Below are 25,325 nucleotides of genomic sequence, written 5' to 3' on the forward strand. Positions count from 1 at the left end.
GCTTGCGGCAGACCTCGATCACCGGCATGCCGGACTCGCCCTCCTTGAGGATCGCCACGATCTGGCTCTGCCGTGAACTTGCTTTTCCTCATCGGCCTCTTCCTTCGGGGTTGGGCCGCATTCTCTGATTTCGGCTGTCTACCAGGTGGGGGAGCTTACGCAACGGCCTAAAGCATCACCGCCGCCGTTGCTTCTCCCTACGCCAGGGCTGCTGGACTAACGATCCCCGGTGGGTGGACGGGCCTCGTTGCCCAATGGCAAAGAAAACTGGGGGTCCGTTTCCTGCTCAGCCAGCGGGGGAGGGCTCCGTACCTCGTGCACGGCGGTAACCGCATAGCCGGCGATTTCAACCTCGCCGGTTTCATCCTCACGCTGAAAGACGTCCAAGTCGCATCGGAGTATGGTTCCGTTCTGAAACTGCACGCGTTTTGTTGCCACCCGATCTTGAAAGACACGATCTTCAAGGTCAAAGCTGATGATCTTCTTGTCGAAGATTCCGCGCCACTTGAGTCCGCCAGAACGCAGTACCGGCGAAACGACTTCAATTAGCACACCCTCATGTACGAGGGGTTCCAACTCGGCACGAGCCACAACGTAGTCCGAAAACTGCCGTCGTTCGATGACTTGCTCGGCTGCACCGCGGCGGTGCGTGGGCGCGAAGCCGACTGACTCTATGCGCGAGTCGTCGATCAGACGCTCGTAGTAGTTTGAACGCCTGCGCGCAATCTTCTTTCGCGCAAGTAGCGCTCTTGCGATCTCTTCAGGAGTCAACGACGGTTCCAACGGCAAAGGTTCGGTCTTGACGGATGTCCGCTCTTTCTCAACTCGCTCGACTGCTGCCGCTTCTTTCTCGGCAATCTCCAGCTTCAGCTTCTGAATGGTCAAGTCATTCATGGCCGTCTGCTGCTTCGACTGACGAAGCTTAGACCTGTAGAACGGAGCAGCACTGAGCAGCGGTCCAAGCACCGCCATAACGAAGGCAATGTGCTCCTTGTGCTGGAATACAAGGTTCCAAAGCTCAATGACGCCGCCTTCGCCACGGGCCTTTGATTCAACATGAAAAGGCACGCCGATGGTGCTGCTTAGTTCATGCAGCAGCGCCAACAGTTCCGCCTCGGCCTTGTTTCGGACCAAAGCGTCCATTTGATGCACACCACCCGCGAGGTGGTAGTGCACCTTGAACTCGCCAACGTCGTCGATTTTCGGTGCAGTCTTGTCGCTGACAGCTTCCGTCATCTAGCCTCCCGTACGTTACGGAAACCTATTAGACAACGAACCTAATCCTGCACTTTGGCGACCTCCTGTCAGCGCCCTAGGATCGCGTCTTCGACCTGCTGCTCCAGCGACCGCCCTGCCGGATCGGATGTAGGCGCCACGGCCAGAAGGAAGACGCAGCGGCCACCACTGCTGGCCTGCCACTGCTTGCCGATCTGCACCTTCTCGTCGGTGTCGGCGTTGCCGAGCAACTGCTTACCCTTGTACTCCACGGCCAGCACGCGCCCGTCGTTCAGCTCGGCCACAAAGTCGGGGTAGAAATAGTCGGTTGACGTCGGCAGCCAGAACGAAAAGCGCTCGTCGCGTTCAACGTTGCGCACCCAGTGCTTGACCCGGCGGTCTTCGTCGATCGCCCGGGCGCACACAAACTCTTCGGCCAGGTTGCCGCTGTCTGTGCGGTGGCGCAGGTCGTGGATGCGGTTGTTGCCGTAGTAGTGCTTCTGGAAGCGAAAGGCGCCCGAGTAGAACGGCGGGCGGCCCGGGTAGCGGTCCGGGTGGAAGGTGAAGTGGTAGCGGAAGCTGTTGGCCAGGACTGGCGCAGCTGCAAGGCCCGGCAGTGCCTGCTGGAAGCCCTGAACCACCGCGCGCTGGCGCCGCAGGTCCAGTTCGCGCCGCACGGCCTCGGCCAGCGCGTTCTTCGTTCGCACCAGGGAGGTCAGCGTCAGGCTGCGATCCCGCTGCAGGTGCTGCACGATCGCCAGCAGCCACTTCAGCATCACGGGCTGCGGGATGTCGATCTGCCGGCACTCGCGGTCGAGCCAGCGCACCAGATCGTTCTCGTCGGCGTGCGTCGGCACGGCGTTCAGCCCCAACTGCTCGGGCTCGGCGGCCTTGTAGACGATCTGGCCGCCGTCCACGTCGATCTCGTAGGTCCGGCCGGTCTCGCGCAGGTGGAAGCCGTTGAGCGTGGGCAGTTCGGCAAACAGGTCGAACTGGCCCAGCTCTGAACACAGGCGCCGGTCTAGGGGCTGCAGCTCGCCCTCGAAGGTGAAGCACAGCTGGGGCAGTTGCGCGAAGGGCACGCCGCGGGCGGCAGGCGCCTTGGCGGCGTCCTGCCGCATGCGCTCTCGCTCGATGGCCTCGCTCACGGCACGCTGGTCCTTGCCGCTGAAGCTGCCCAGCAAGAACGCTTCGGTGGCTTCGTCCACGGCACCGCGCACTATGGCGGTGGCACCGTTGGTGGTGGGCCGCAGTTCCACCGTGCCCGCCAGCTCGGCGGGCACCGGCTGGGCGGGCATCGCCGGCAAGGTCACGATGGCCTCGGGCACCTTGGGCTTCTGGTCCTGCAGAGACTTGAAGTAGCCGCGGTCGTCAATGACGGCGCCACCACCGCCACCGCCTGGGAACAACTGGTCTGGCGGCGGCGTGATGATGGCCGTTGCCGCCTCGAAGGCGTTGAAGCCCATGTTCTTGACCAAGCGGTCGGCCAGTTCGTCAGCCACGCGCACGAAGCTCTCGGAGACGATGTGGGCGTAGGCGCGGTTCAGCGCCAGCTGCTGGCGGGCCTGGGCGTAGGGCATCCGAAGCACGCGGCCGAGCAGTTGCTCAACGTCCTTGGCGCTGTGGGCGTTCTGCAGGCTGCACAGCACGTAGGCGAAGGGGCAGTCCCAGCCCTCCTTCAGCGCTTCCACCGTGACCACGTAGCGCACTGGGCACAGCGGCGAGCCGATCGCCACGCCGTCCAGTTCCTTCTGGTCGCCCGTCGCCACGGCGATCTGCTTGCGGTCGATCTTCTCGCCGTCGGCGTCGGTGAGGTGCTTTACAAGCACGTCCACCGTTACCTCGCCGCCCTTGGGCTGAGCCTGGAAGAGGATCACCGGGCGGACGTAGTCCTTCTCGCCTGCGGCCAGCTTCTCCAGCTTGTCGCGGGTCAGGATGGCATCGCGCACCGCGTCCTTCCAGCCGGTGGGGTGCTCCATGAGGACGATCGGCAGCTTGATCATGTCCTCGTTCTGAAGCTCTTGCGCGCCAACGTGGAAGACAACGTTGCTGCCCTTCACGGGCGTAGCCGTCATTTCGATCAGGCAAGTCGGCGAGAGCCGGCGCAGGGTGTCGAAGGCCAGGTGCGTACGGTTGTTGTGCGCCTCGTCCACCACGAGGATCGGCTTGTTCAGTGCCACCCAGTTCGCCAGCGACGACTTCACACGGCCTACGTCCCTGTCGGTCAGGTAGGTCTGCTTCGCCAGGTCGGCAGTGCTGACCTTCTCCAGCGGCGCCGCCTGCTCGAGCGTCAGGTTCTGGAAGTGCGGCGCCAGCGACTCGTCGAACGAGTACACGTTGCGGATGGAGGTGTCGCGCACGGCGAAGGACTGGATGGTCGCCACCACGATCACGGCCGCGCTGCCCACCTCGTGCGGGCCTACGGTCGCCAGTTCGTCCAGCGCACACACGCGCACGCGGTCGCCAAAGTGTTCGGCCAGGCCGGCGTGGCAGGCGTTGCCCGGCACGCGCAGCGCGGCCAGCGTCTGGGTGCGGATGGCGTCAGAAGGCACCAGCCAAAGCACCACGGGCGCGTCGGTGTCAGCGTAGGCCCGGCCCACCCGGGCCACCGCGTGGGCGGCCATCGTCGTCTTGCCGCCACCCGTGGGGATGCGCACGCACACGGCCGGCACGTCGCCCATGGTCGTGGCGTCGTAGGCGAACTTCTGGCCGACGCGGGCCATCGCCTCGTCCCAGGCGGTCACGTGGCCGGCCACGCGGGCCCGCCGGAAAAAGGTTTCGAGCGCGTCCAGCGTGTCCTGCTGGTAGCGCTTCAGCTTGAAGGTCGCCATCTCGTCCCTGTCGTGTTCTGGGTGATGCCCGGCGCTGTCAGCGCGCCTTGATGTCGTAGGGGATCTGCCGGAAGCTCACGCCGGCCTCGGCCAGGCGCTGCTCGCCCAGGCGCGTGGTTTCACCGTAGACCACCTTGCGCTTAGGGCACTCAGCGCCGGGGAGTGTGGCCGCGGCCAGAAGTTCGTCGAGGTGTGCCAGCACCGGGCCGGTGAGCACGTTGCCCCCGGCTGGCTTGCGATCGCCCAGGATGCCGTTGTAGAGCAGGAAGACGGCGGTGTCGTCGTGCACGCCCAGCAGCGGGCTGTCAAAAGTCCGCGTGGCGGGCTGGCCAGTCTCGAAGTGCCAGAGGTAGCCGGCCAGAGCGCCGAAGGGCACCTTGGGGTTGATGCTGCCGTCGGCGTCGAACACTGGCTCGCCGAGGGTGTAGAAGCGAAAACCACCGCCGCCACGCCAGTCGACAGCGACCGAAATGCCACCTTGTTCGCCCTTGACGACCTCTAGCAGTCTGGGAATGCAGTGAGTCTGTGCATGCTCGCCGATCTCGATACCAATGTAGTTGCGTCCAAACTTGTGGGCTACGGCTGCGGTTGTGCCGGATCCGAGGAAGCTGTCCAGCACAAGATCGCCCGGATCTGTCGCCACCTGCAAAACTCGGTGAATTAGCGCCTCCGGCTTAGGTGTTGCAAAGTCCAACCCTCCGGCCAGCTTGTTCAGTTCTTGCGCGGCGATTCGGTTTTCGCCGACCTCTTGGTATCGCCAAACAGTAGTCGCAACGACACCCTTTCCTTCCAGTTCAGACAGAAACCGTTTGATTGTTGGCTTGTTGGTGCCATCCTTACCAAACCACATCCTGTTTTCAAGGAGCAAGCGCTGCAGCGACTCTTGGGTGTGCGACCAAGCGCGACCAGCAGGCGGTCTCGTGACACGACCGCTTGGAGTAACGATGTCGTAGATATTTGCGCTTTCACCCGTCTTGGCGAACTGCTTGCCCCGTTGTCCGGACTTCAGACTTAAGGTGAAGTTGTCTGCATACCAAGGCCCACGCCCGTACCAATTACCATCTTCATCGACGCCATCGAACTGATCGCTGTTCTTGTAAATCGAATTCTGTTCAGCTGTACGAGCAAGCCGATTGGGTCGCCAAACCTGCTTGCTTTTAGCGAACACAAGCACATGGTCGTGGCTATCACTGAGCCACGTGGAATTGCTTTGTGGAGCCGACTTCTTCTCCCAGATTACGTTGGAAACGAAATTGGCTCGGCCGAATACCTCATCCATCAAGACCTTAAGGTAGTGAGCCTCGTTGTCATCTACAGTCACCCAGATGCTTCCATCCTCAGAAAGTAGTTCGCGTAGGTACGCGAGTCGTGGATGCATCATGCTTAGCCACTGGCTGTGCTCCAGCTTGTCGTCGTACTGAGCGAAAGCACTCTGAGTGTTGTATGGAGGGTCGATGAAGACGCACTTCACCTTGCCCCGATAGAACGGAAGAAGCGCCTTCAACGCGAGCAGGTTGTCACCCTGGATCAGCATGTTGTCGGCGGCGGGGTCGCCGTGCGCCGACTCGAAGTTCAGCAGGTGGTACGGCACATTGCCGGCCACGGTCACGGCTTGGGCTTTGTTCACCCAGTCGAGAAACGGCATCGTCAGGTTCTCTCGTTGTGTTTTCTTGGCATTGTCCATGCCGACAAGTGCGTGGCAGCACCTCGCCTGCGGGCGTTGAAACGCAAGGCTGGGCCTGCTCAGGGTGGGCTGGTTGGGGCCCGCTCGCCGTCGTCCAGCACCAGCACCCGTTCAGGCCAACGCAGCAGTGCGAGGCGGGTGCGACGAGCTTGAGGTTCAGCGCCCCGCTCCTGCCAACGCCCACCCACCGAGTAGTCGACGCAGAAGACTGTGCCGCGTGGCCCCAGCCAGGCCAGCGGGCTCACGCCGTGGAACAGGTCCGGGTCGCCCTTGCCCAGCGCTTGCCGGTCCAAGGGCAAGAACTGGCGCCAGTAGTGGCCCACGACCACCGGCACGTCGTCGGCGTACTCTTCCCACCAGCGCACACGCTCCGCAAAGCGCCACTGGCCGCTGGCGAAGAACGGGCGGGCCGTGCAACGCTCGACACCGGAGGTCAGCACCCGCAAGGGGTTGAGCATCTGCCGGGCTTCGTCCAGCTGCCCAACGGCCGTGAGCGGGGCCATGTCCACGGTGGGATCGGCGAAGTGGTGGCGCCACGCCGCCTTCTCGGCCTTGGCCGCCTGCAACAGTCCGCTGGCCTGCACCTGCGCGTCCGCCCGGCTGTCCCAGTCTGAAAAGACTTGGTCCAGCTCAGACCCAGGAGGCAGCGCCTGCACCGCAGCCACCGAGGGGCCGTGCCACGCGGCGTGCACGATGCGCAGATCGTCGCGGACCAGGGCCAGCGGCAACCCAGCGAAGAACCGCAGGGTGTCGGCGTCGGCTGCCGGTTCGGCCCAGGTCCAGGGCTGGTAACGCTGGTCGTGGTGGTTGTGCTCTCGCCAGAACCAGTCATTCCCGGCCTTGCGCTCGCCCCGCAGCAGGTTCAGTTCGTGGTTGCCCAGGATGGCGAAGGCGCGGCCTTCCTCAACCATGCGGCGCACCAGGCGCACGACGCCCGGGCTGTCAGGGCCTCGGTCCACGAGGTCGCCCAGGAAGACGAGCTGGCGCCCTTCAGGGTGGCAGCCCTGGCCGTCGTAGCCAGCGGCTGCCAGCAGTGCACGCAGTGCGTCCAGTTCGCCGTGGACATCGCCGACGATGTCCACGGGCCCGTCGGGTAGTGTCTGCATCATGCTTGTCCTCTCCCTGTGCTTTTGCCGGGATGTTCGCATCCCGGTGGCTCACAGGGCGAGTCTGGCACCGGTGCTTCGCCAGCACGCAAGCACTCGCCTCCTCCAGCGTGGGGAAGCTGGGGGACGTGGGGGCCGGAACAGCAGGCTCAGATTGCGCCGCTGCACGTTGTGCAAGCGCGCAAACCCCAGGGCGGCCCGGACAAGCACCGCACAACGGACTTCGGCAGTCCGACGCACAAGCAAAAAAGGCCTAGCGTCGCCGCTAAGCCCATGTCGCGCTTAGAAAATTCTTGGTAGGCCGTGTTGGACTTGAACCAACGACCAAAGGATTATGAGTCCTCTGCTCTGACCGACTGAGCTAACGGCCCAAGGCGGCGCATTGTAGGGGCGCCCTTGACGGGGGCACGCCCTCAGCCGAACAGCCGACGGGCGTACAAGCCCAGGCCGGTGGCGACACTGGCCAGGCGCTCGCCGTGCACCGCCTGCGCCGCAGGAAATGCCGCGGCCAGCGCATCGGTCAGCAAGCGCAGGCCGGTGGAGCCGCCGGTGAAGTACAGCACGTCGATCTGCTGCGGGGCCAAGCCGGCGCGGCGCGCGGTCTCCAGCGCGGCGGTGGTGATGCGGCCCAGGTCGTCCTGCAGCGCCTGTTCGGCCTGCCCCGAGGTGAGAGAGGCCTGCAGGCCACGCTCGACCAGACGCAGGTCGATGTCGCAGTCGCCGCCTTCGGCCACGGCGATCTTGGCCCGTTCCGCGCGGGTCAGCAGTTCATGGCCCAGCTGGTCGGTCAGCACCTTGATGAGCCGCGCATGCAGCGAGGGATCGGCGAAGTTCACCTTCAGGTTGCGCGCCTCGGCCAGGCGCTGCGGGCGGTACAGGCCGTTGATGAGGTGCCAGGTGGCCAGGTCGAAGTAGATGCCGCTGGGCACCTCGCGCGGGGGCTGTCCGGCCACGGCCGGGCCCAGGGTGCGGTAGCCCAGGGCGGGCAGGATGGCGGCCAGCTCGACGCGGCGGTCGAAGTCGGTGCCGGCGATGTGCACGCCGTGGTGGGCCAGCACGTCTTCGCGGCGGTCCAGGCGGGCGTGGCGGTCCGGGCCGATGCGCACCAGCGAGAAGTCGGAGGTGCCGCCGCCGATGTCGCACACCAGCACGCGCTGCTCGGTGGCCACCGTGGCCTCGTGGTGCAAGGCGGCGGCCATGGGCTCGAACTGGAAGGCGACGTCGGTGAAGCCGACGGCGCGGGCCGCGGCTTCCAGGGCGTCCTGCGCCTGGGCATCGCGGGCCGGGTCCTCGTCCACAAAGTACACCGGCCGCCCCATCACCACCCGGTCCAGCGGCCGGCCGGCATGGGTCTCGGCGCTGGCCTTGAGGTGGCGCAGGTAGCCCCCGATGACGTCGGCGAAGCTGACCGAGCGGCCGGCACCAATGTCGGTGTGCTGGTCCATGAGGCTGGAGCCCAGCACGCTCTTCATGGAGCGCATCAGCCGGCCTTCGGAGCCCTCCAGGTAGGCGGCCATGGCCGCGCGGCCGAACAGCCGCGGCAGGCTGCCCAGGTCCGGCCCTTCGGCCAGGTAGAACACCGCGGTGGGCATGGTGGGCTGACCGTCCTCCAGCGGCACCAGCGCCATGCCGCCCGGGGCGGCCACATCAGGGACCGCGATGGCGGAGTTGGAGGTGCCAAAGTCGATGGCGCAGAAGGAGTCGGTCACGGGCGCGGAAGGGAGGAATGGGAGACAAGGGGCATGGGCCGGCGCCCATGAAGCACAAAGGACCCGTGCGCTGCCGCGCCGGGTCCTTGTGGGGTCTTGGCAGGCCGGGGCCGTGGACGCCCGGGGCCTGCGGCTGCGGATTGTAGGCGGGGCCGGGCCCCGGCCTCAGGGGGTGTCGCCCTCGCCCAGGAAGCCGCCGCTCTGGTGGGCCCAGAGCCGGGCATAGATCCCGCCGGCGGCCAGCAACTCGGCATGGGTGCCCTGCTCCACCACCCGGCCGGCGTCCATGACCACCAGACGGTCCATGGCCATGATGGTGGACAGGCGGTGGGCGATGGCCACCACGGTCTTGCCCTCCATGAGCTTGTAGAGGCTGTCCTGGATGGCGGCTTCGACTTCGCTGTCCAGGGCGCTGGTGGCCTCGTCCAGCAGCAGGATGGGGGCGTCCTTGAGCATCACCCGGGCGATGGCGATGCGCTGACGCTGCCCGCCGCTGAGCTTGACGCCACGCTCGCCCACATGGGCGTCGTAGCCGGTGCGGCCCTTGGGGTCGGTCAGGGTGGCGATGAAGCCATCGGCCTCGGCCCGGGCGGCGGCGGCCTGCATGGCCTCGTCGCCGGCGTCGGGCCGACCGTAGAGGATGTTGTCGCGCACCGATCGGTGCAGCAGCGAGGTGTCCTGGGTGACCATGCCCACCTGGGCGCGCAGGCTGTCCTGGGTGACCTGGGCGATGTCCTGCCCGTCGATCAGGATGCGGCCGGCACCCACGTCATAAAAGCGCAGCAGCAGGTTGAGCACGGTGCTCTTGCCGGCGCCGGACCGGCCCACCAGGCCGATCTTCTCGCCCGGGCGGATGACCAGGTCCAGGCCGTCCACCACCTGCCGACCCGCCTGCCCGTAGCTGAAGTCCACCCGCTCGAACCGCACCTCGCCAGCACCGACCTGCAGCGGGCGGGCCTGGGGCGCGTCCAGCACCTTGCGCTCGCGCGCCAGGGTGAGCATGCCGTCCTGCACCGTGCCCACATGTTCGAACAGGGCCGCCATCTCCCACATGATCCAGTGCGAGATGCCGTTCAGGCGCATGGCCATGGCGGTGGCCGCCGCCACCGCCCCCACCCCCACCGCGCCGGCCGACCAGCGCCACAGCGCCACCCCGGCGATGCCCAGGATCAGGCCCACGCTGAGCAGGTGGATGCAGACCTCGAACCAGCTCACCAGGCGCATCTGGGCGTGGACCGTGCCCAGGAACTCCGACATGGCGCCACGGGCGTGGGCCGCCTCGCGGGCGTCGTGGGCGAAGAGCTTGACGGTGCTGATGTTGGTGTAGGCGTCGGTGATGCGTCCAGTCATCAGCGAGCGGGCGTCGGCCTGGTTCTGCGCCACCCGCGCCAGGCGCGGCACGAAGAAGCGCATGGCCAGCAGGTACAGGCCCAGCCAGCCCGCCAGGGGCAGGACCAGCCACAGGTCGAAGCCGCCGACCACCGCCAGCAGGGTGACGAAGTAGATGATGATGAACACCAGGATGTCACAAAGTGTCATCCACACGTCGCGCACCGCCAGGGCGGTCTGCATCACCTTGGTCGCCACGCGGCCGGCGAACTCGTCCTGGTAGAAAGCCATGCTCTGGCCCAGCATCAGGCGGTGGAAGTTCCAGCGCAGCCGCATGGGGAAGTTGCCCGCCAGGCTCTGGTGCTTGAACAGCGTCTGCAGCGCCACGGCCAGGGTGCTGGCCAGCAGCACGCCGGCCAGCGCCAGCAGCCGGTTGCCCTCCTGGGCCCACAGCTGCGCCGGAGGAATGGCCGCCAGCCAGTCCACCAGATCGCCCAGCAGGGCGAACAGCCACGCCTCGAACACGCCGATGATGGCGGTGAAGCCGGTCATGGCCGCGATGTAAAGGCGCAGGCCGCGGGTGGACGCCCACATGAAGGGCCAGAAACGGGCCGGCGGGGCCTGGGCCGGAGTGGGCGGAAAGGGATCGACCAGACGCTCGAACCAGGCCATCAGGCCCTGGCCACGGGCCTGCGGGGCCGTCACGGGGGGAAGACTCATGCGGGATGCACTCCTGGCAGCCACCTGCCCTCAGCAGGCAGGGAAACAACTGCGAACAAGTTCACGGATTCCGGCCTTGAAAATATTGACAAAAGGCTGGTAAAACCTGACAGATGGAAGAACGCAACGCCTCAACTCTGTTGGGCGAAAGTCGGTTCGGGTTGCCGTTTCCGGACTCGCTGCACAGCGCCCCGCCCCCGGCGGGCACCACGCCTGACGCCCTGCGCGCTTTGGTCAAGCAGGTGCGGGCCCATTTCCAGACGCCGGCCCTGCCCGAGCCCTGCCGCGACGTGCGGCTGCTGGGCCGATCGCCGCAGGCCCTGGACAGCAGCCGCGTGTGGTTTGCCCAGCAGGGCTTTCTGAGCCTGGGACTCTACCAGCGGCGCCAAGGGCCCCCGTTGCCCGGGGCTTCCACCGCCCGACCCTCGGTCATCGATGGCCATGTGAGCGCCGACGGTGTGGTGGTGGGTGAGTATTTCCAGCTGCGGCTGCCACGGCTGCCGCTGCTGGCCCGGGCCGTGGGGGCCACGCTGACGGGCGATGGCGAAGCCGCGCGCCACCGGCTGGACCAGGCGCGCCGCAGCCGACATGTGTTGCGCCTGGTCACCGAGTTCAGCGACGGCAGCACGGTGGTCACCACCAACGAGCCGCCGCACAAGCCGCTGGATCCGCCCCCTGGCTGGGACATGCACCACGAGGCGCTCCACCATCCGCCCTCACACCTGCTGGGGGTGCACCTGCAGCGCCTGCGCGCCGTGCGCCAGCAAGGTGGCCCCAGCCCGGTGTCGATGCGCGACCTGGATGACCTGCGTGCCCAAGCGCTGCGCTGGTGGCAAAAGAGCCTGTCCTTCCGGGAGCAAGTCGGCTGGATCCAGCGCGATGAACTGCCTGCCCTGCTGGGTCTGCCGCCGGCCGAGGCCGACGCGCTCTATCCCATCCTGCGGGTGCTGATGCACAAGGATCCGCGCGACCCCGGCCACACCACCGGCCTGGGGCCCTTGACCTCCAGCTGATCGCTGCCCAGTTCCGGCCGGCCCCGGCCCGGCAGCCGGGCGCCCCGTCCGGGCACGGCCACCCCTGTCAGCCCGGCGCCATCACCCCCCGCAGGCACTGGGCCGGCGGGTGGTGCTCGCGCAGCACCTGCAGGAACTCGCGGGCCAGGCGCCCGGCCGGCGGCGAGGCCCGACTCACCGCCACAAACTCCACCTGGTAGTGCGGGTCCCGCGGCAGGCCATCCTCGGCCAGGGGACCGTCACCGGCGGCACCCAAACGCCGCAGACGGCCGGCCTGCACAAAGGCCTGGGCATAGTGGTCGGGCAGGAAGCCGACGTAGGCCCCCGACAGGATGAGCGTGGCCACCGCCTCCTGGTCGGTGACCGAGGCGGTGCGGCGCAGCCGGTAGCGGTGGGTGGCATCCATGTTGGGCGAATGGAAGGACAGGCCGGCCAGTTCGGCCGCCCGCAGCGCTTCCCAGCGCAGGGGCCGGTCCGCCTGGGCAAACAGCCCGTGTCCCGCCCCGCAATACAGGTGCATGGCCTCGTCGAACAGCGGCTGGTAGTGCAGGCTGTCGGAGCGCCGGTGGTCGGGCACCACCGCCAGCCCCAGCCGGCCATCCATCACCTCCCGCTCCAGCTGGTTGAGCGCCCCCACGCTCAAGGCCAAGCCCACCGCCGGCGCCCGCCGGCGGAAGGTGCCGATGGCCGCCGCAATGCGCGCCCGCGGGTTGGTGACCGTCTTGTCGAACAGCCCCACGGCCAGGGTGCCCTGCAATTCAGCGTGCAGGTCATGCACCTCCGTGCGAAAGCCATCGATGGCCTCCAGCACCTGCTCGGCGCCCTGCAGCACCCGCTCGCCATCGGGGGTCAAGGCAAAGCCGGCACGACCCCGCCGGCACAGCACCAGCCCCAGGCGCTGCTCCAGCTCCTTGAGGTGGCGGCTGACGGTGGAGCGGCCGATGTTGAGCTCCAGCTCCGCCGCGGCCAGCCCGCCGCAGCGGACCACCGTGCGAAAGATGCGCAGCAGGCGCAGCTCGGTGTCGCCCACCTGTCCCAGCAAGGCCTTCTTGACCATTTAAAGTTTCAATCTAATGCACGTGAATGACCAATCATCGCAGAGAAAGACAACTGAAAGCCCCGCAGAATCTGGCGTCAACTGCTGATCGCAGTGGTCGGCGCGGACCCGCGTGACGCAGACCGGTCCCCACCCGGGCCCGGTGTCCGCACCGACCTTTCCCCTCCGCCCACGGAAGCCACCATGCACGCCCACGACTTGCCGGTGACCCCGGCCGACGCCAGCCCCCTCACCCCCGCCCAGCTCAAGGCGCACTGGATGCCGTTCACCGGCAACCGCCAGTTCAAGGCCGACCCGCGGCTGATCGCCAGCGCCCAGGGGGCCTACTTCACGGACGACGCCGGCCGCCGGATCTTTGACGGCCTGTCGGGCCTATGGACCTGCGGCCTGGGCCACGGCCGGCGCGAGATCGCCGACGCCGTGTCGCGTCAGATCGCCACGCTGGACTACTCGCCGGCCTTCCAGTTCGGCCACCGGTTGTCCTTCCAGCTGGCCGAGAAGATCGTGCAGCACATGCCCCCGGGGCTGGAGCATGTGTTCTTCGTGGGCTCGGGCTCCGAGGCCGCCGACACGGCCCTGAAGATGGCCCGCGCCTACTGGCGCCTGAAGGGCCAGGCCAGCAAGACCCGCTTCATCGGCCGGGTCAAGGGCTACCACGGCGTCAACTTTGCCGGCATCAGCGTTGGGGGCCTGGTGGGCAACCGCAAGCTCTACGGCGAAGGCCTGCAGGTGGACCACCTGCCGCACACCCAGCTGCCGGGCATGGAGTTCAGCCACGGCCAGCCCACCGACGGCGCCCACCTGGCCGACGAGCTGCTCAACCTGATCAACCTGCACGACGCCAGCAACATTGCCGCGGTGATCGTGGAGCCCTTCTCCGGGTCGGCCGGCGTCATCATCCCGCCGCTGGGCTACCTGCAGCGCCTGCGCGAGATCTGCACCGCGCACAACATCCTGCTGATCTTTGATGAGGTCATCACCGGCTTTGGCCGCGCCGGCGCCTGGACAGGCTCCGAGGCCTTTGGCGTGACCCCTGACCTGCTGAACTTTGCCAAGCAGGTGACCAACGGCGCCGTCCCCATGGGTGGCGTGGTGGCCAGCCCCGAGATCCACGACACCTTCATGGCCGCTGGCGGCCCCGAGTACGCCATCGAGTTCCCGCACGGCTACACCTACTCCGCCCACCCGGTGGCCTGCGCCGCCGGCCTGGCCGCCCTGGAGCTGCTGGAGCAGGAGGCCATGCCGCAGCGCGTGGCGGAGCTGGCCCCGCTGTTCCAAGAAGCGGTGCACGGCCTGAAGGGCGCCAAGCACGTCACCGACATCCGCAACTACGGCCTGGCCGCCGGCCTGACCATTGCCGCGCTGCCCGGCGAGCCGGCCCGCCGGCCGTTCGAGATCGCCATGCGCTGCTGGGAGAAGGGCTTCTACGTACGCTTCGGGGGCGACACGATCCAGCTCGCCCCGCCGTTCATCAGCACGCCCGCCGAGATCGACCGCCTGGTGTCGGTCGTGGGCGACGCCCTGCAGGCCCAGGGCTGAAGCCCGGCGCCCGCCGGCGGGGCGGGTGAGCCCTCTCCGCGCTGAAGTGACGTCAGGTTAAGCTCATTTACCTTTTGAAACTTCAGCTGGAGATCCCATGCGCACGTCCCTTCTCTTGGCCCTGGGCCTGATCGCCACAGCCGCCCAGGCCGCCCCCACGGTGTACGACAACTTCGCCGCCGGGGCCATCGACCCGGCCAAGTGGAACGAGACGGCCAGCTGGCGCTATGTGGACGGCAATGGCCGCCTGCAGTTGGGTCGCACCGCCGTGGCCGGCGCCGCGGCGGACACCGGCCTGCTCTTCGACACTCTGGGCCTGAACGCCAAGCGCAGCATCCCCGCCAAATCCATGGGCGCCACCCTGCGCGTGATGGACATCGACGTGCCGGACGGCTGCGCCACCAACACCACCCAGACCGTCAGCACCTCACGCGCCCGGGTGATCGGATCCCTGTTCAATGCCCGCCCCGGCGGCCCGGTGGCCGGCGACCGCACCGGCGACGTGCTGGCCCAGGTGCGTGTGGGCCGCGCCTCCAACAGCACCGACGCCGAAGGCGTGCTGCGGGTGACCGGCGTGCTGTCGCAGTGCACCACCCCCGACTGCAGCTTCTCCGTGGGCCTGTCCTCGCAGGACCTGGGCACGGCCGCGCTGGGCCAGCGGGTCAAGGCGCTGATCAAGTGGTCCCGGGCAACCAACACTGTGGCCTTCTCGCGCGATGGCGGCGCCGCCAAGGTGAGCAGCTACACCCTGGCCGACGGTGCCCTGCCCGCGGTGGTGTTCCATCAGGTCAGCTTGCGCCATGACCTGCCCAACTGCCTGTCGGCGCCTGCGCCGCGGGCCAGCATCAGCGCGGAGATCGACGACGTCATCTTCAGCGACTGATTGCGGACAAGGTCGGCCGGCACACCGCCCCGGGCCGTGCACCCTAGAAACAGGGGTCCCGCGATAATGCCGGGTTCGCCCGCCCCCGCAAGCCTGCGGTGCGGCGCCCTTTCCCGGCCGACCCGGAGCGCCCCATGACCGACCTGCCCCTGTCTTCCCAACACGTGCTGGACTGGCACGACGCCTGCCTGGCCCGTGCGGACTGGCCGGTCAGCGATGCCCCGCTCACCGAGGCAGGCCCCGAACAGGGCCTGCGTTTCTGGATCCTCTCCAACCACCGCTTCAACAACCTGCTGTGGAATGAGGAAGACCTGGCCCGCCGCACCCAGGTCAGCGCCGAAGAGATTGCCGCCAACAAGCGCGCCATCGACCGCTACAACCAGGCCCGCAACGACGCCACCGAGCGCGTGGACGAACTGCTGCTCATCGCCCTGGGGCTGGTCGAGCCCGAGAGCGCCCGCACCGATGCCCCCGTCAGCCGCGTGGCCCCGGGCGCCCGCCTGAACAGCGAGACCGCCGGCTCCATGGTGGACCGCCTGTCCATCATGGCGCTCAAGGCCCGTGCCATGCGCGAGCAGACCCAGCGCACCGATGTGGACGACGCCCACCGCGCCAGCAGCCAAGCCAAGCTGGACCGCCTGCTGGCCCAGCGCGCCGACCTGGGCCGCTGCCTGGACGAGCTGCTGGCCGACAGCCTGGCCGGCCGCGCCTACTTCAAGGTCTACCGCCAGTTCAAGATGTACAACGACCCGCGCCTGAACCCGGCGTTGGTGCGTGAGGCCGCCGGCCGCCAGGCCGGATGAGCGCTTCTGCTGCCATGTCAGCCGCCGTGCCCCCGACAGGACCGCTGAAGGTCTTGGTGGTCAAAACCTCGTCCATGGGTGACGTGGTGCACGCCCTGGCCGCCGTGACCGACCTGCTGACCGCGCGGCCCGGCAGCACCGTGGACTGGCTGGTGGAAAAGCCCTTTGCCGCCCTGCCCGGTCTGCACCCCGGCGTGCGCCGCGTGCTGCCGATCGCCTGGCGCAAGTGGCGCAAGGCCCTGGGCCAACGCGCCACCTGGGCGCTGATGGGCGAGGCCCGCGCCGCCCTGCAGGCCGAGCGCTATGACCTGGTGGTGGACCTGCAAGGCCTGCTGCTCAAGAGCGTGCTCTGGGGCCGGCAGGCCCACGGCCCGTTGGTGGGCTATGACTGGGGCAGCGCCCGCGAGCCCCTGGCGTCGCTGTTCTATGACCGCAAGGTCAAGGTGCCGCGCACGCTGCACGCCGTGGAGCGCTCTCGCCGGCTGATGGCCGCGGCGGCGGGCTACGCCATGCCCACCCGCCCGGCCGACTTTGGCATCCGCCCGCGGGCCACGCCCGCCTGGCTGCCGCCACTGCCCGCCGTGGCCTTGATTCCCTGCGCCAGCCGGCCCGAGAAACTGTGGCCCGAGGACCACTGGATGGCCGTGGGCCAACGCTTCAAAGCGCTGGGCCTGACGCCGGTGGTGGTGTGGGGCAGCCCGGACGAGCAAGCCCGCGCCGAGCGCATTGCCGCCGGCTGTGGCGGCGTGGTGCCGCCCTTCTTGAGCGTGCAGGACATGGGCGAGGTCTTGGGCCGCTGCCGCGCCGCCGTGGGGCTGGACACCGGCTTCTCGCACCTGGCCGCCGCGTTTGCACTGCCCACCGTGGGCATTTACTGCGACCACGAACCCGGCTTGGTGGGCATCACCGGCCCAGCCTGGGTGCGCAGCCTCGGTGGCCGGGGCCAGCGCCCCAGCCTGGCCGAGGTGATGGCGCTGGTGGACGAACAGATCGCCGGTTTGGCAATCTGACCGGCCGCCCGCCTGCGCCGGCCCCAGCGATCAGGCCATCAGGCCAGGCGCCAGCCCAGGGTTTCACCGCCACGCAGCGGCTTGAGGCTGGCCTCACCAAAGGGCAGGCTCTCGGGCAGGGTCCAGGCCTCGCGCTTCAAGGTGATGGTGCCGGCATTGACCGGCAGGCCGTAGAAGGCCGGGCCGTGCAGGCTGGCAAAGCCTTCCAACTGGTCCAGCGCGCCGGCGGCCTCGAAGGCCTCGGCATACAGCTCGATGGCCGAGAGTGCGGTGTAGCAGCCGGCGCAGGCCGCGGCATGCTCCTTCAGGTGCGCCGGGTGCGGCGCGCTGTCCGTACCCAGGAAGAAGCGGTCAGAGCCGCTGGTGGCCGCGGCCACCAGGGCCTGGCGGTGCACCTCGCGCTTGAGCACGGGCAGGCAGTAGTAGTGCGGCCGCAGCCCACCCTGGAAGATGGCGTTGCGGTTGTAAAGCAGGTGGTGCGCGGTGAGCGTGGCCGCTGTGTAGGCGCCGGCGCTGGCCACGTACTGGGCGGCCTCCTGGGTGGTGATGTGCTCGAACACCACCTTCAACTCCGGGAAGTCGCGGCGCAGCGGCTGCATCACCTGGTCAATGAACACCGCCTCGCGGTCGAACACATCCACCGCGGGGTCGGTCACTTCACCGTGCACGCACAGCACCAGGCCTGCGCGCTGCATGGCCTCCAGCGTGGCGTAGGTCTTGCGGATGTCGGTCACGCCGGCATCGCTGTTGGTGGTGGCGCCGGCGGGGTAAAGCTTGAGCGCGACGATGCCAGCGGCCTGGGCCCGGGTGATTTCCTCGGCCGGGGTGTTGTCGGTCAGGTACAGCGTCATCAGCGGCTCAAAGGCCACGCCGGCGGGCACGGCGGCGGCGATGCGCGCCTTGTAGGCCAGGGCCTGCTCGGTGGTGGTCACCGGGGGGCGCAGGTTGGGCATGATGATCGCGCGGCCGAACTGGCGGGCGGTGTCAGGCACCACGGCGGCCAGGGCGGCGCCATCGCGCACATGCAGGTGCCAGTCGTCGGGACGGATGAGGGTGAGGGTGTCAGGGCGGCTCATGCCGGGATTGTCCCCCGCGCCGCGCGGCGGGCCAATAATGGCGCCGCTGCGTGCTGCCGGCGCCGGTGGCGCTTGGCCCCCTTCCGCCTTGCCCCGCCATGCTGCCCTTACCCGCACCGGCCGCCCCCACTTTGGCCCCCGACACGGCGTCCGCCCCGGCCCTGCGGCTGCAGCTCCTGGGCCCGCCCAGGCTGAGCGGCCCTGCGGGCGCCCCGCAAGCCTTGGCACGCAAGGACGCTGCCCTGCTGGCCCTGGTGGCGCTGGAGCCCGCCGTGGGGCGCGAGTCCCTCCAGGCCCGCCTGTGGCCCGACGCCAGCCCGGCCGGAGCCGCCAACAACCTGCGCCAGCGGCTGTTCCGCCTGAAGCAGCAGGCCGGCCAGCCCCTGCTGTCCGGCGAGCCCCTGCGCTTGGCCGAGGGCCTGCGCGTGGACCTGCTGCAGACCGACGCCACACTCGACGACAGCCAGCTGGCCGCCGAGCTGCTGGCCGGGCTGGACTTTGGCGCCGATGGCCGGGCCCTGCAGTCCTGGGTGCGCCAGGCCCGTCAGGCCTGGCAGGCGCGCCGGGCCAGCGAACTGGCCCGCCGCAGTGAGGCCCTGGCGCAAGCCGGTCAGCACCGCCCCGCCGAGGCCCTGACCCGCCTGAGCCTGGGTCTGGACCCGCTGGACGAGGCCGCCTGGCGCCGGCTCATGCGGCTGCAGCGCGACCAGGGTCAAGCCGCCGCGGCGGTCGAGAGCTTCGGCCGCTGCGAGGCCGCGCTGCGCGAGGAGCTGGGCCTGCGGCCCAGCGCCCAGACCCTGGCCCTGCTGGCCGAGATCGAACGCGGCGCGCCCGCCCCGGCCCACGCGGCGGGCCCCACAGGCCCAGGACCGGCCTACCCCCTGCTGGGCCGCGAGGCGGCGCTGCATACCGCCCAGGCTTGGGTGCAGGCCGGTCGCAGCCTGCAGGTGCAAGGCCCACCCGGCGCCGGTGTGAGTCGCCTGCTGCGCGCCCTGGCCGACCCGCTGGGCGTGACCGCACGCGAGCGGGCGCACCGTGACGACCGCCTGACGCCCTATGCCAGCCTGGGCCGCCTGCTGCACCGACTGGTGCCTGAGCGGGGCCTGCCCGAATCACCCGAGCTGCGCCGCCTGCTGGCCCACCGCCTGCCGGGCGGAGACCACGCCAGCCGGGTGGCCCCCAGCGCCGGCCCCAGCCGCGCCCAGCTCGACGAAGGCCTGCGCCAGGCCCTGCAGCACGCCCGACAGGCGGGCTGTGCCTGGCTGCTGCTGGACGACCTGCAATGGGCCGACGCCCAAAGCCTGGACTGGCTGCGGCGCCATGCCGACGCCCCCGGACTGCCCCGCTGGCTGCTGGGCCACCACCCTGCGCCGGCCGCGGTCGCGGCGCCGCAGGTGCCCCACCAGACGCCGCCCTGGCCCACGCTGGCCCTGGACCCGCTGCCCGAGCCCGCCCTGCGCGACCTGCTGCGCCACTGGCGCGCGCACCACACCGGTCAGGCAGAGGCCACCGACGCCGCGGCGCGCGCCCAGGAGGCCCAGTTGCTGACCGCCCTGCAGGGCACCGGCCAAGGCCGACCCGCCTATGCCGTGGCCCTGCTGCGCGAGGCCGCGGGGGCCAGGCCGGGCACCGTGCCGCCCCTGCCGGGCCCCGACCCCGCCCACTGGGCCCAGCCCCTGCTGGCCCGGCTGAGCCCAGCCGCCCGGCAACTGGCCCAGGTGGCCGCCCTGGCAGGCCAGGACCACGAGGTGGGCCTGGCCTGCGAAGTGCTGGGCCGCAGCGCCCTGGACCTGGCCGAGGCCTGGGCCGAGCTGGAGCAGGCCGGCCTGCTGGACGAAGAGGGCGCCCTGCCGGGCGGTCTGCAGGAGGCCCTGGCCGCCACCCTGCCCGACCCGGTGCGCCGCAATCTGTTGGCGCGCATCGCCGCCAGCCCGCTGCTGCGCGCCGCCCCGCCCGAACGCCAGGCCGAGCGCCATGCCCAGCAGGGCCAATGGGGGGCGGCCGCGCGCTGTCTGCGCCAGGCCGCCGCCGGTGCCGCCCAGGCGGGGCAGCTGGACCTGCGGGAAACCCGGCTGCAGGAGGCGGCCGACCTGTTCGAGCGCGCCGGCGAACCGGTGGAGGCCTGGCGCACGCGGCTGTCGCTGCTGCAGCAGCAGGACAGCCGCCACGACGCGGCCAGCCGTCTGGCCACGCTGGCTGAACTGGCGGCCAACGCGGCCCACCTGCCCGACCCGCCGGCGCTGCGGCCCGAGCTGTGCCTGGCCGCCGCCGCCCTGCACCTGCAACTGGAGCAGGTGCAGGAGAGCCTGCGCGAAGCCGACGCCGGGCTGGCCGCCCTGCCGGTCCCACCCGACGGCGCGCCGCTGCCGGCCGCCCAGCGGGCGCTGCGCTTTCGCCTGCGGCTGGAGCGCGCCCGGGCCCTGCTGGAGGCCGACCCCGCCAGCGACAGCGCCCGCGCCGAGGTGGAGGCCCTGGTGGACCAGGACACCCAGACGCCGCTGGAAGACCCGGTGCCGCGCTGCGAGCTGTGGCATGCCTATGGCATTGCGCTGCACTTTGCCCTGCACCGACGCGCCGCCGTGGCGGCGCTGCAGCAGGCCCTGCACCTGGCCCGGCAATGCAGCCACTGGGAGGTGGAGCTGAGCGCGCTGAACGCCCTGGCGGTGCAGCATGCAGCCCTGGGCCGGCTGGACGAGGCGGTGCAGACCGCCGAAAGCACCCAGCGTCTGCTGCAACTGGGCGGGCAGACGCTGGACGTGCAGGCCGTACGGACCAATCTGGGCATGTTCCTGGTGGGCCAGGACCGGCTGGCCGAGGCCTGGCGCCTGCTGCAGGGGGTGGTGGACGGCCTCATCGACGGCCATGAGCTGTCGGCCGCCCGGGCCGCGGCTGAGGAGTTTCTGGCCGAACTGTGGTGGCGGCTAGAGCGGCCTGACCTGGCCTGGGCCGTGCTGGGCGGGCGCCACGCCGTGCGGCTGGCTGGCGTGCCAGCCGCGCGCCTGGCCTTCCGCCTGGACCTGCTGCTGCGGCTGGAGACGGTGGACCCGCCACCACGCGCCGGCCCGTCGCCGGCCGACGACCGCGCCGCGCAGCTGCTGGCCGCCTGCGCCCAGGCCACCCCGCAACCCACCGTCTGGCGGGCCCAACTGGCCGTGGCCAGGCGCCTGCCCCTGGACGCGGCCCGCGCCGGCTTTCAGGCGGTGCGCCAACAGGCCGCCCAGCAGGAATACCTGCCCGGCGCCTGGATGGCCGACGCGGCCGAGGCCGAACGCCTGCTGGCCGCCGCCGAGCCCCATGACGCGGGGGATCCCTCACGGGCGGCGGCATGGATCGCCGAGGCGGACGCCCTGGCCCGCCAGGCCTGCGCCCGGCTGGGCACGCTGGCCCATCCCTTCATGCCGCCAGAGCGGCTGTGGCGCACCGCCTGGCGCGCCGCCCGCGCTCTGGGCGACATGGCGGCCGCCGCCCACTGGCAGGCGCAGGCCCGCCAGGCCTGGGAGGCGCGCTTTGGGCCGGCGCTGCACGCCCTGGCGGCGGCGGTGCCCGCCGCGGCGCTGGACTGCCAACCTCAGGCGTTGTCCGCCTGGGCCTGGGCCTGGACGGCACCCCAGGATTGACTGGGGGCGCTCAGGGCTCCACGCCCTCGCCGTGGGTGCCCCGCTGGCGCTCGCGCAGAAAGTCCCACACCTCCTGCGCCACCGGCTTGATGTGGCGGGCGAACTGGGCGCGCTCACGGTAGATGCGCACCTCCATGGTCAGCTCGTAGTCGCTGTTGCCGGCGGGCACCAGGCGGCCGGCACGCAGCTCCTTACGCACCGAGCTGGCCGGCAGGAAGGCCAAGCCATGCCCTTCCAGCGCCATGGCCTTCAGGCCCTCGGCCATGTCGGTCTCGTAGATCGGGTCCAGATGCGGCTGCACGGTGGCGTGCTTGATGATCTGCTCGACCAGCCGCGCCATGTAGGCCCCCGAGGCATACGAGAGCAGCGGCACCGGCTGGCGCGGTGTGCCCGGCAGGCGGAACAAGGGCTGCCCCTCGCCATCGGCCCGGGCGTACGGGGCCAGCAGCTCGTGGCCCAGGCTGAGCATCTCGTAGCGGTCGGAGCTGAGCTGCAGCGGCTGCGTGATGTGGTGGTAGGCGATCAGCAGGTCGCAGCCGCCCTCCGTCAGGCGCAGCACGGCGTCGTGCACGTTCAGGCCGATGAGCCGGCTCTTGAGGTGCCCGAAGTGCTGGCGCAGGTCCATCAGCCAGTGCGGGAAGAAGGTGAAGGCCAGCGTGTGCGGCACCGCGAACTCGATGGTGTCCTGCCCCGCCACCTGGTGGCTGCGCATCATGTTGCGCGTGGCCTGCAGCGCGTCCAGGATCTCCAGCGCCTGGGCGTGGAAGGTCTCCCCCGCCGGCGTGAGCCGCGTGGGGTAGGAGGAGCGGTCCACCAGGTCGATGCCGGCCCAGGCCTCCAGCGCCTGGATGCGGCGCGAGAACGCCGGCTGGGTGACGTGGCGCAGCTGCGCCGAGCGGGAAAAACTGTGCGTTTCGGCCAGGCTGACGAAGTCCTCAAGCCACTTGGTGTCCATGCGATGCGGTCTCCTGGGCCCCCGCCGCGCCGGCGCCCTGGCCGGCGTGCTGCAGCGCCCACATGCGAGCATAGCGCCCGCCCATCGCCAGCAGGTCTTGGTGCGAACCCCGCTCCACCACCTGCCCGGCCTCCATGACCAGGATCTCGTGGGCCTCGGCCACGGTGGACAGGCGGTGGGCGATGACCAGCGTGGTCTTGCCCGCCGAGGCGCTGGCCAGCTCGCTCTGGATGGCGCGCTCGTTGGCGGAGTCCAGCGCCGAGGTGGCCTCGTCAAAGATCAAGATGGGTGGATTCTTGAGCAGCGTGCGGGCAATGGCCACGCGCTGCTTCTCGCCGCCCGAGAGCTTCAGGCCGCGCTCGCCCACCAGGGTGTCGTAGCCCTTGGGCTGGGCCACGATGAAGTCGTGGATGTGGGCCGCACGGGCCGCGGCCTCCACCTCCTCACGGCTGGCGCCGGTGCGGCCGTAGGCGATGTTGTAGGCGATGGTGTCGTTGAACAGCACCGTGTCCTGCGGCACGATGCCGATGTGGCGGCGCAGGCTGTCCTGCGTGACGGTGCGGATGTCCTGCCCGTCCACGGTGATGCGGCCGCCCCCTTCCGTGCTCACGTCATAGAAGCGGTACAGCAGCCGCGCCAGCGTGCTCTTGCCCGCGCCGCTGGCCCCCACCACCGCCACCGTCTTGCCCGCCGGGATCTCAAAGCTCAGCCCCTGCAGAATGGGCCGCGCCGGGTCGTAGGCGAAGTGCACGTCCTCAAAGCGCACCGCAGCACCCGCCACCTGCAGCGGTGCCGCGCCCGGCGCATCGGCCACCTCCCGCTCGCGCGAGAGCAGGGTGAACATCTTGTCCAGGTCGGTCAGGCTCTGCTTGACCTCGCGGTAGAGCACGCCCAGAAAGTTCAGCGGGATGTAGAGCTGGATCAGCAGGGCGTTGACCATCACGAGGTCGCCCAGGCTCAGGCGCCCCTCCACCACCCCGGTGGTGGCACGCCACAGCATGGCCAGCAGCGAGGTGGCGATGATGGCCTGCTGCCCCACGTTGAGCAGCGACAGCGTGCCTTGCGACTTGATCTGCGCGCGGCGGTATGCGTCCAGCCCCTGGTCGTAGCGGCGCGCCTCGAAGTCCTCGTTGTTGAAGTACTTCACCGTCTCGTAGTTCAGCAGCGCATCCACCGCCTTGCTGTGCGCCTGTGAATCGAGCAGGTTCATCTCGCGCCGGTAGTGGGTGCGCCACTCGGTGATGCTGATGGTGAACACCGCGTACACCCCCAGCGCCGCCAGCGTGATCCACACAAAACCCAGGTCCAGCATGCGCGCCAGCAGCACCATGGCCAGCGCCAACTCCACCAGCGTGGGCAGGATGGTGTAGAGCGAATACGACACCAGCGACTGCAGCGCCCGCGTGCCGCGCTCAATGTCGCGGGTCATGCCGCCGGTCTGCCGCTCCAGGTGAAAGCGCAAGCTCAGCGCATGCAGGTGGCGAAAGGTCTGCAGCGCAATCTCCCGCGCCGCGCCATGCGTGGCCTTGGCAAACACCAGCTCGCGCAGCTCAGTGAACAGCGTGGTGGACAGGCGCAGCAGCGCATAGGCCAGCAGCAGCCCGGCCGGCACCACCGCCAGGGCCTGCGGGTCGCCCGGCTTCACGTCCAGCGCGTCCACCAACTCCTTGAGCAGCAGCGGCACCCCCAGGTTGGCCAGCTTGGCCGCCACCAAGAACGCCAGCGCCGCCGCCACCCGGCCCTTGTAAGCCCAGAAGAAGGGCAGCAGGCGTTGCAGCGTGGCCCAGTCAGAACGGGGCCCGGCAGGGGTGGCGGGGTCAGCGGGAGAATCCAGGGTGGCGCGGCGCATGGGGCGGGATTGTCGCCCCCGGCCCCACAATCCGCCCCCATGAGTGCTAACCCCAATCCCCCCTTGAGCCTGCCCACCGACCGCGAGCTGGTGCTGCGTGTCATGCCCATGCCGGCCGATGCCAATGGCAATGGCGACATCTTTGGCGGCTGGATCATGGCGCAGGTGGACCTGGCCGGGGCCGTGCTGCCCATGCGCATCGCCAAGGGCCGCATCGCCACCGTGGCGGTCAAGGAGTTCATCTTCAAGCAGGCCGTCTCGGTGGGCGACCTGCTGAGCTTCTACGCCCAGGTCACCCGGGTGGGCAACACCTCCATCACGGTGGACGTGGAGGTGTATGCCGAGCGCAACCCGGCCGACCTGCAGGTGGTGAAGGTGACACAGGCCACGCTGACCTACGTGGCCATTGACCTGAACGGCCAGCCGCGGCCAATTTCACGCGCGCCGCAGGGCTGAACGGCCCACCGGCCGGCCCCGCTTGATGGCGTCGGCCTCTTCCAGAAGTTTGCGGACAGGGCGCTGGGGCGCCCTGTCGCGCTTTCAGGCTGTTCCCCAGCCGTCTTCAGGCCGCCACCAGGGTGACGGCGTAGGACTGGCTGCCGGCGGCCCAGGCCATGAGCCGGTCGATGTTGGGGTGCTTGCCGGGGAAGGCGCGGGCGTCGGCGGTGTGCTCGGCGTAGAGGGCCAGGCCCTCGGCGGCCGCCGCCGGGGTGATGGCGCCACCATGGCGCTGGGCCAGGGCGTGATAGACAGCCAGCGAGCCGGCCTGGCCGGGCTTGTTCTCCAGCGTGGCCACGGTCTGGCCCGCCGCATCCTGCAGGCTCAGGCCGGCAAGGTGGGCGACGGAGGGCAGGGTCTTGAGGGTGTCGGCAAAGTTCATGACGGGCTCCAGCAAAGGCGGCGCACTGTAACCGCGCGGCCGCCCGGCC

General features: G+C 69.6%; 18 protein-coding genes and 1 tRNA gene. 7 read left to right on the top strand and 12 right to left on the bottom strand.

The window, feature by feature from the left end; translation table 11 throughout:
- Positions 1-216: 216 nt before the first annotated feature.
- The 7 genes from G3A44_RS21170 to G3A44_RS21200 all read right to left on the bottom strand — a co-directional run bounded on the left by G3A44_RS21170 (position 217) and on the right by G3A44_RS21200 (position 10,549).
- Positions 217-1,236: a hypothetical protein gene (locus G3A44_RS21170; protein ID WP_163459743.1), complete on the bottom strand. Its 1,020-nt coding sequence runs from the start codon at positions 1,234-1,236 to the stop codon at positions 217-219.
- A gap of 68 nt (positions 1,237-1,304) precedes the next feature.
- On the bottom strand, positions 1,305-4,046 hold the full coding sequence (locus tag G3A44_RS21175) for a DEAD/DEAH box helicase (protein WP_163459744.1): 2,742 nt from the start codon (positions 4,044-4,046) through the stop codon (positions 1,305-1,307).
- 37 nt (positions 4,047-4,083) lie between these two features.
- A complete protein-coding gene (locus G3A44_RS21180) occupies positions 4,084-5,730 on the bottom strand; it encodes a site-specific DNA-methyltransferase (protein ID WP_239062029.1) in 1,647 nt (548 codons plus the stop codon).
- 59 nt (positions 5,731-5,789) lie between these two features.
- The gene (locus G3A44_RS21185) at positions 5,790-6,839 is read right to left on the bottom strand and encodes a metallophosphoesterase (protein ID WP_239062030.1); all 1,050 of its coding nucleotides are present in this window, start codon (positions 6,837-6,839) and stop codon (positions 5,790-5,792) included.
- Positions 6,840-7,130: 291 nt separating this feature from the next.
- Positions 7,131-7,207: transfer RNA gene (locus G3A44_RS21190), tRNA-Ile, on the bottom strand.
- Between the two features lie 42 nt (positions 7,208-7,249).
- Positions 7,250-8,545 carry an Hsp70 family protein gene (locus tag G3A44_RS21195; RefSeq protein ID WP_310734431.1) on the bottom strand — a complete coding sequence of 432 codons (1,296 nt, stop codon included), beginning with the start codon at positions 8,543-8,545 and terminating at the stop codon, positions 7,250-7,252.
- Positions 8,546-8,710: 165 nt separating this feature from the next.
- Positions 8,711-10,549, bottom strand: a complete 1,839-nt coding sequence (locus tag G3A44_RS21200) for an ABC transporter ATP-binding protein (protein ID WP_163459763.1) — start codon at positions 10,547-10,549, stop codon at positions 8,711-8,713.
- Between the two features lie 158 nt (positions 10,550-10,707).
- Here G3A44_RS21200 and G3A44_RS21205 point away from each other — a divergent pair, with 158 nt between their 5' ends.
- Complete coding sequence (locus G3A44_RS21205) at positions 10,708-11,607, top strand: hypothetical protein (protein ID WP_163459746.1); 900 nt, start codon at positions 10,708-10,710, stop codon at positions 11,605-11,607.
- A 67-nt stretch (positions 11,608-11,674) separates the two neighbouring features.
- On the opposite strand, the gene G3A44_RS21210 is transcribed toward G3A44_RS21205, so the two are convergent.
- Positions 11,675-12,664 carry a LysR family transcriptional regulator gene (locus G3A44_RS21210; RefSeq protein WP_163459747.1) on the bottom strand — a complete coding sequence of 330 codons (990 nt, stop codon included), beginning with the start codon at positions 12,662-12,664 and terminating at the stop codon, positions 11,675-11,677.
- Between the two features lie 183 nt (positions 12,665-12,847).
- Here G3A44_RS21210 and aptA point away from each other — a divergent pair, with 183 nt between their 5' ends.
- The 4 genes from aptA to waaC all read left to right on the top strand — a co-directional run bounded on the left by aptA (position 12,848) and on the right by waaC (position 16,899).
- The gene (aptA, locus tag G3A44_RS21215; protein ID WP_163459748.1) at positions 12,848-14,203 is read left to right on the top strand and encodes an omega-aminotransferase AptA; all 1,356 of its coding nucleotides are present in this window, start codon (positions 12,848-12,850) and stop codon (positions 14,201-14,203) included.
- Positions 14,204-14,300: 97 nt separating this feature from the next.
- Complete coding sequence (locus tag G3A44_RS21220; protein ID WP_163459749.1) at positions 14,301-15,086, top strand: hypothetical protein; 786 nt, start codon at positions 14,301-14,303, stop codon at positions 15,084-15,086.
- Positions 15,087-15,220: 134 nt separating this feature from the next.
- Positions 15,221-15,889: a DUF4254 domain-containing protein gene (locus G3A44_RS21225; RefSeq protein ID WP_163459750.1), complete on the top strand. Its 669-nt coding sequence runs from the start codon at positions 15,221-15,223 to the stop codon at positions 15,887-15,889.
- Entirely contained in the window at positions 15,886-16,899 is a 1,014-nt protein-coding gene (waaC, locus tag G3A44_RS21230; protein WP_163459751.1) for a lipopolysaccharide heptosyltransferase I, read from the top strand. The genes G3A44_RS21225 and waaC overlap by 4 nt, the downstream gene beginning before the upstream one ends.
- A 38-nt stretch (positions 16,900-16,937) precedes the next feature.
- Here the strand turns inward: waaC and pyrC are convergent, their stop codons facing one another.
- On the bottom strand, positions 16,938-17,975 hold the full coding sequence (gene pyrC / locus G3A44_RS21235; RefSeq protein ID WP_163459752.1) for a dihydroorotase: 1,038 nt from the start codon (positions 17,973-17,975) through the stop codon (positions 16,938-16,940).
- 98 nt (positions 17,976-18,073) lie between these two features.
- Between pyrC and G3A44_RS21240 the strand changes: the two genes are divergently transcribed.
- Positions 18,074-21,592, top strand: a complete 3,519-nt coding sequence (locus G3A44_RS21240) for a BTAD domain-containing putative transcriptional regulator (RefSeq protein ID WP_163459753.1) — start codon at positions 18,074-18,076, stop codon at positions 21,590-21,592.
- A 10-nt stretch (positions 21,593-21,602) separates the two neighbouring features.
- On the opposite strand, the gene G3A44_RS21245 is transcribed toward G3A44_RS21240, so the two are convergent.
- Both G3A44_RS21245 and G3A44_RS21250 read right to left on the bottom strand, forming a co-directional pair.
- The gene (locus tag G3A44_RS21245; protein WP_163459754.1) at positions 21,603-22,547 is read right to left on the bottom strand and encodes a LysR substrate-binding domain-containing protein; all 945 of its coding nucleotides are present in this window, start codon (positions 22,545-22,547) and stop codon (positions 21,603-21,605) included.
- Positions 22,528-24,396 carry an ABCB family ABC transporter ATP-binding protein/permease gene (locus G3A44_RS21250; RefSeq protein ID WP_163459755.1) on the bottom strand — a complete coding sequence of 623 codons (1,869 nt, stop codon included), beginning with the start codon at positions 24,394-24,396 and terminating at the stop codon, positions 22,528-22,530. Before G3A44_RS21250 ends, G3A44_RS21245 begins: the two co-directional genes overlap by 20 nt.
- A gap of 39 nt (positions 24,397-24,435) precedes the next feature.
- Between G3A44_RS21250 and G3A44_RS21255 the strand changes: the two genes are divergently transcribed.
- Positions 24,436-24,852 carry an acyl-CoA thioesterase gene (locus G3A44_RS21255; RefSeq protein ID WP_163459756.1) on the top strand — a complete coding sequence of 139 codons (417 nt, stop codon included), beginning with the start codon at positions 24,436-24,438 and terminating at the stop codon, positions 24,850-24,852.
- A 106-nt stretch (positions 24,853-24,958) separates the two neighbouring features.
- On the opposite strand, the gene G3A44_RS21260 is transcribed toward G3A44_RS21255, so the two are convergent.
- Positions 24,959-25,276: a DUF2322 family protein gene (locus G3A44_RS21260; RefSeq protein WP_163459757.1), complete on the bottom strand. Its 318-nt coding sequence runs from the start codon at positions 25,274-25,276 to the stop codon at positions 24,959-24,961.
- Positions 25,277-25,325: the final 49 nt, after the last annotated feature.

This window comes from Ideonella livida (assembly GCF_010499455.1).
GTDB classification, from domain to species: Bacteria; Pseudomonadota; Gammaproteobacteria; order Burkholderiales; family Burkholderiaceae_C; genus Ideonella; species Ideonella livida.

Excerpts from the sequence above, each read along its gene's own strand:
- G3A44_RS21170 (WP_163459743.1), bottom strand. The coding sequence starts at position 1,236 with ATGACGGAAGCTGTCAGCGACAAGACTGCACCGAAAATCGACGACGTT.
- G3A44_RS21175 (WP_163459744.1), bottom strand. The coding sequence starts at position 4,046 with ATGGCGACCTTCAAGCTGAAGCGCTACCAGCAGGACACGCTGGACGCG.
- G3A44_RS21180 (WP_239062029.1), bottom strand. The coding sequence starts at position 5,730 with ATGGACAATGCCAAGAAAACACAACGAGAGAACCTGACGATGCCGTTT.
- G3A44_RS21185 (WP_239062030.1), bottom strand. The coding sequence starts at position 6,839 with ATGATGCAGACACTACCCGACGGGCCCGTGGACATCGTCGGCGATGTC.
- G3A44_RS21205 (WP_163459746.1), top strand. The coding sequence starts at position 10,708 with ATGGAAGAACGCAACGCCTCAACTCTGTTGGGCGAAAGTCGGTTCGGG.
- G3A44_RS21210 (WP_163459747.1), bottom strand. The coding sequence starts at position 12,664 with ATGGTCAAGAAGGCCTTGCTGGGACAGGTGGGCGACACCGAGCTGCGC.
- aptA (WP_163459748.1), top strand. The coding sequence starts at position 12,848 with ATGCACGCCCACGACTTGCCGGTGACCCCGGCCGACGCCAGCCCCCTC.
- G3A44_RS21220 (WP_163459749.1), top strand. The coding sequence starts at position 14,301 with ATGCGCACGTCCCTTCTCTTGGCCCTGGGCCTGATCGCCACAGCCGCC.
- G3A44_RS21225 (WP_163459750.1), top strand. The coding sequence starts at position 15,221 with ATGACCGACCTGCCCCTGTCTTCCCAACACGTGCTGGACTGGCACGAC.
- waaC (WP_163459751.1), top strand. The coding sequence starts at position 15,886 with ATGAGCGCTTCTGCTGCCATGTCAGCCGCCGTGCCCCCGACAGGACCG.
- pyrC (WP_163459752.1), bottom strand. The coding sequence starts at position 17,975 with ATGAGCCGCCCTGACACCCTCACCCTCATCCGTCCCGACGACTGGCAC.
- G3A44_RS21240 (WP_163459753.1), top strand. The coding sequence starts at position 18,074 with ATGCTGCCCTTACCCGCACCGGCCGCCCCCACTTTGGCCCCCGACACG.
- G3A44_RS21245 (WP_163459754.1), bottom strand. The coding sequence starts at position 22,547 with ATGGACACCAAGTGGCTTGAGGACTTCGTCAGCCTGGCCGAAACGCAC.
- G3A44_RS21250 (WP_163459755.1), bottom strand. The coding sequence starts at position 24,396 with ATGCGCCGCGCCACCCTGGATTCTCCCGCTGACCCCGCCACCCCTGCC.
- G3A44_RS21255 (WP_163459756.1), top strand. The coding sequence starts at position 24,436 with ATGAGTGCTAACCCCAATCCCCCCTTGAGCCTGCCCACCGACCGCGAG.
- G3A44_RS21260 (WP_163459757.1), bottom strand. The coding sequence starts at position 25,276 with ATGAACTTTGCCGACACCCTCAAGACCCTGCCCTCCGTCGCCCACCTT.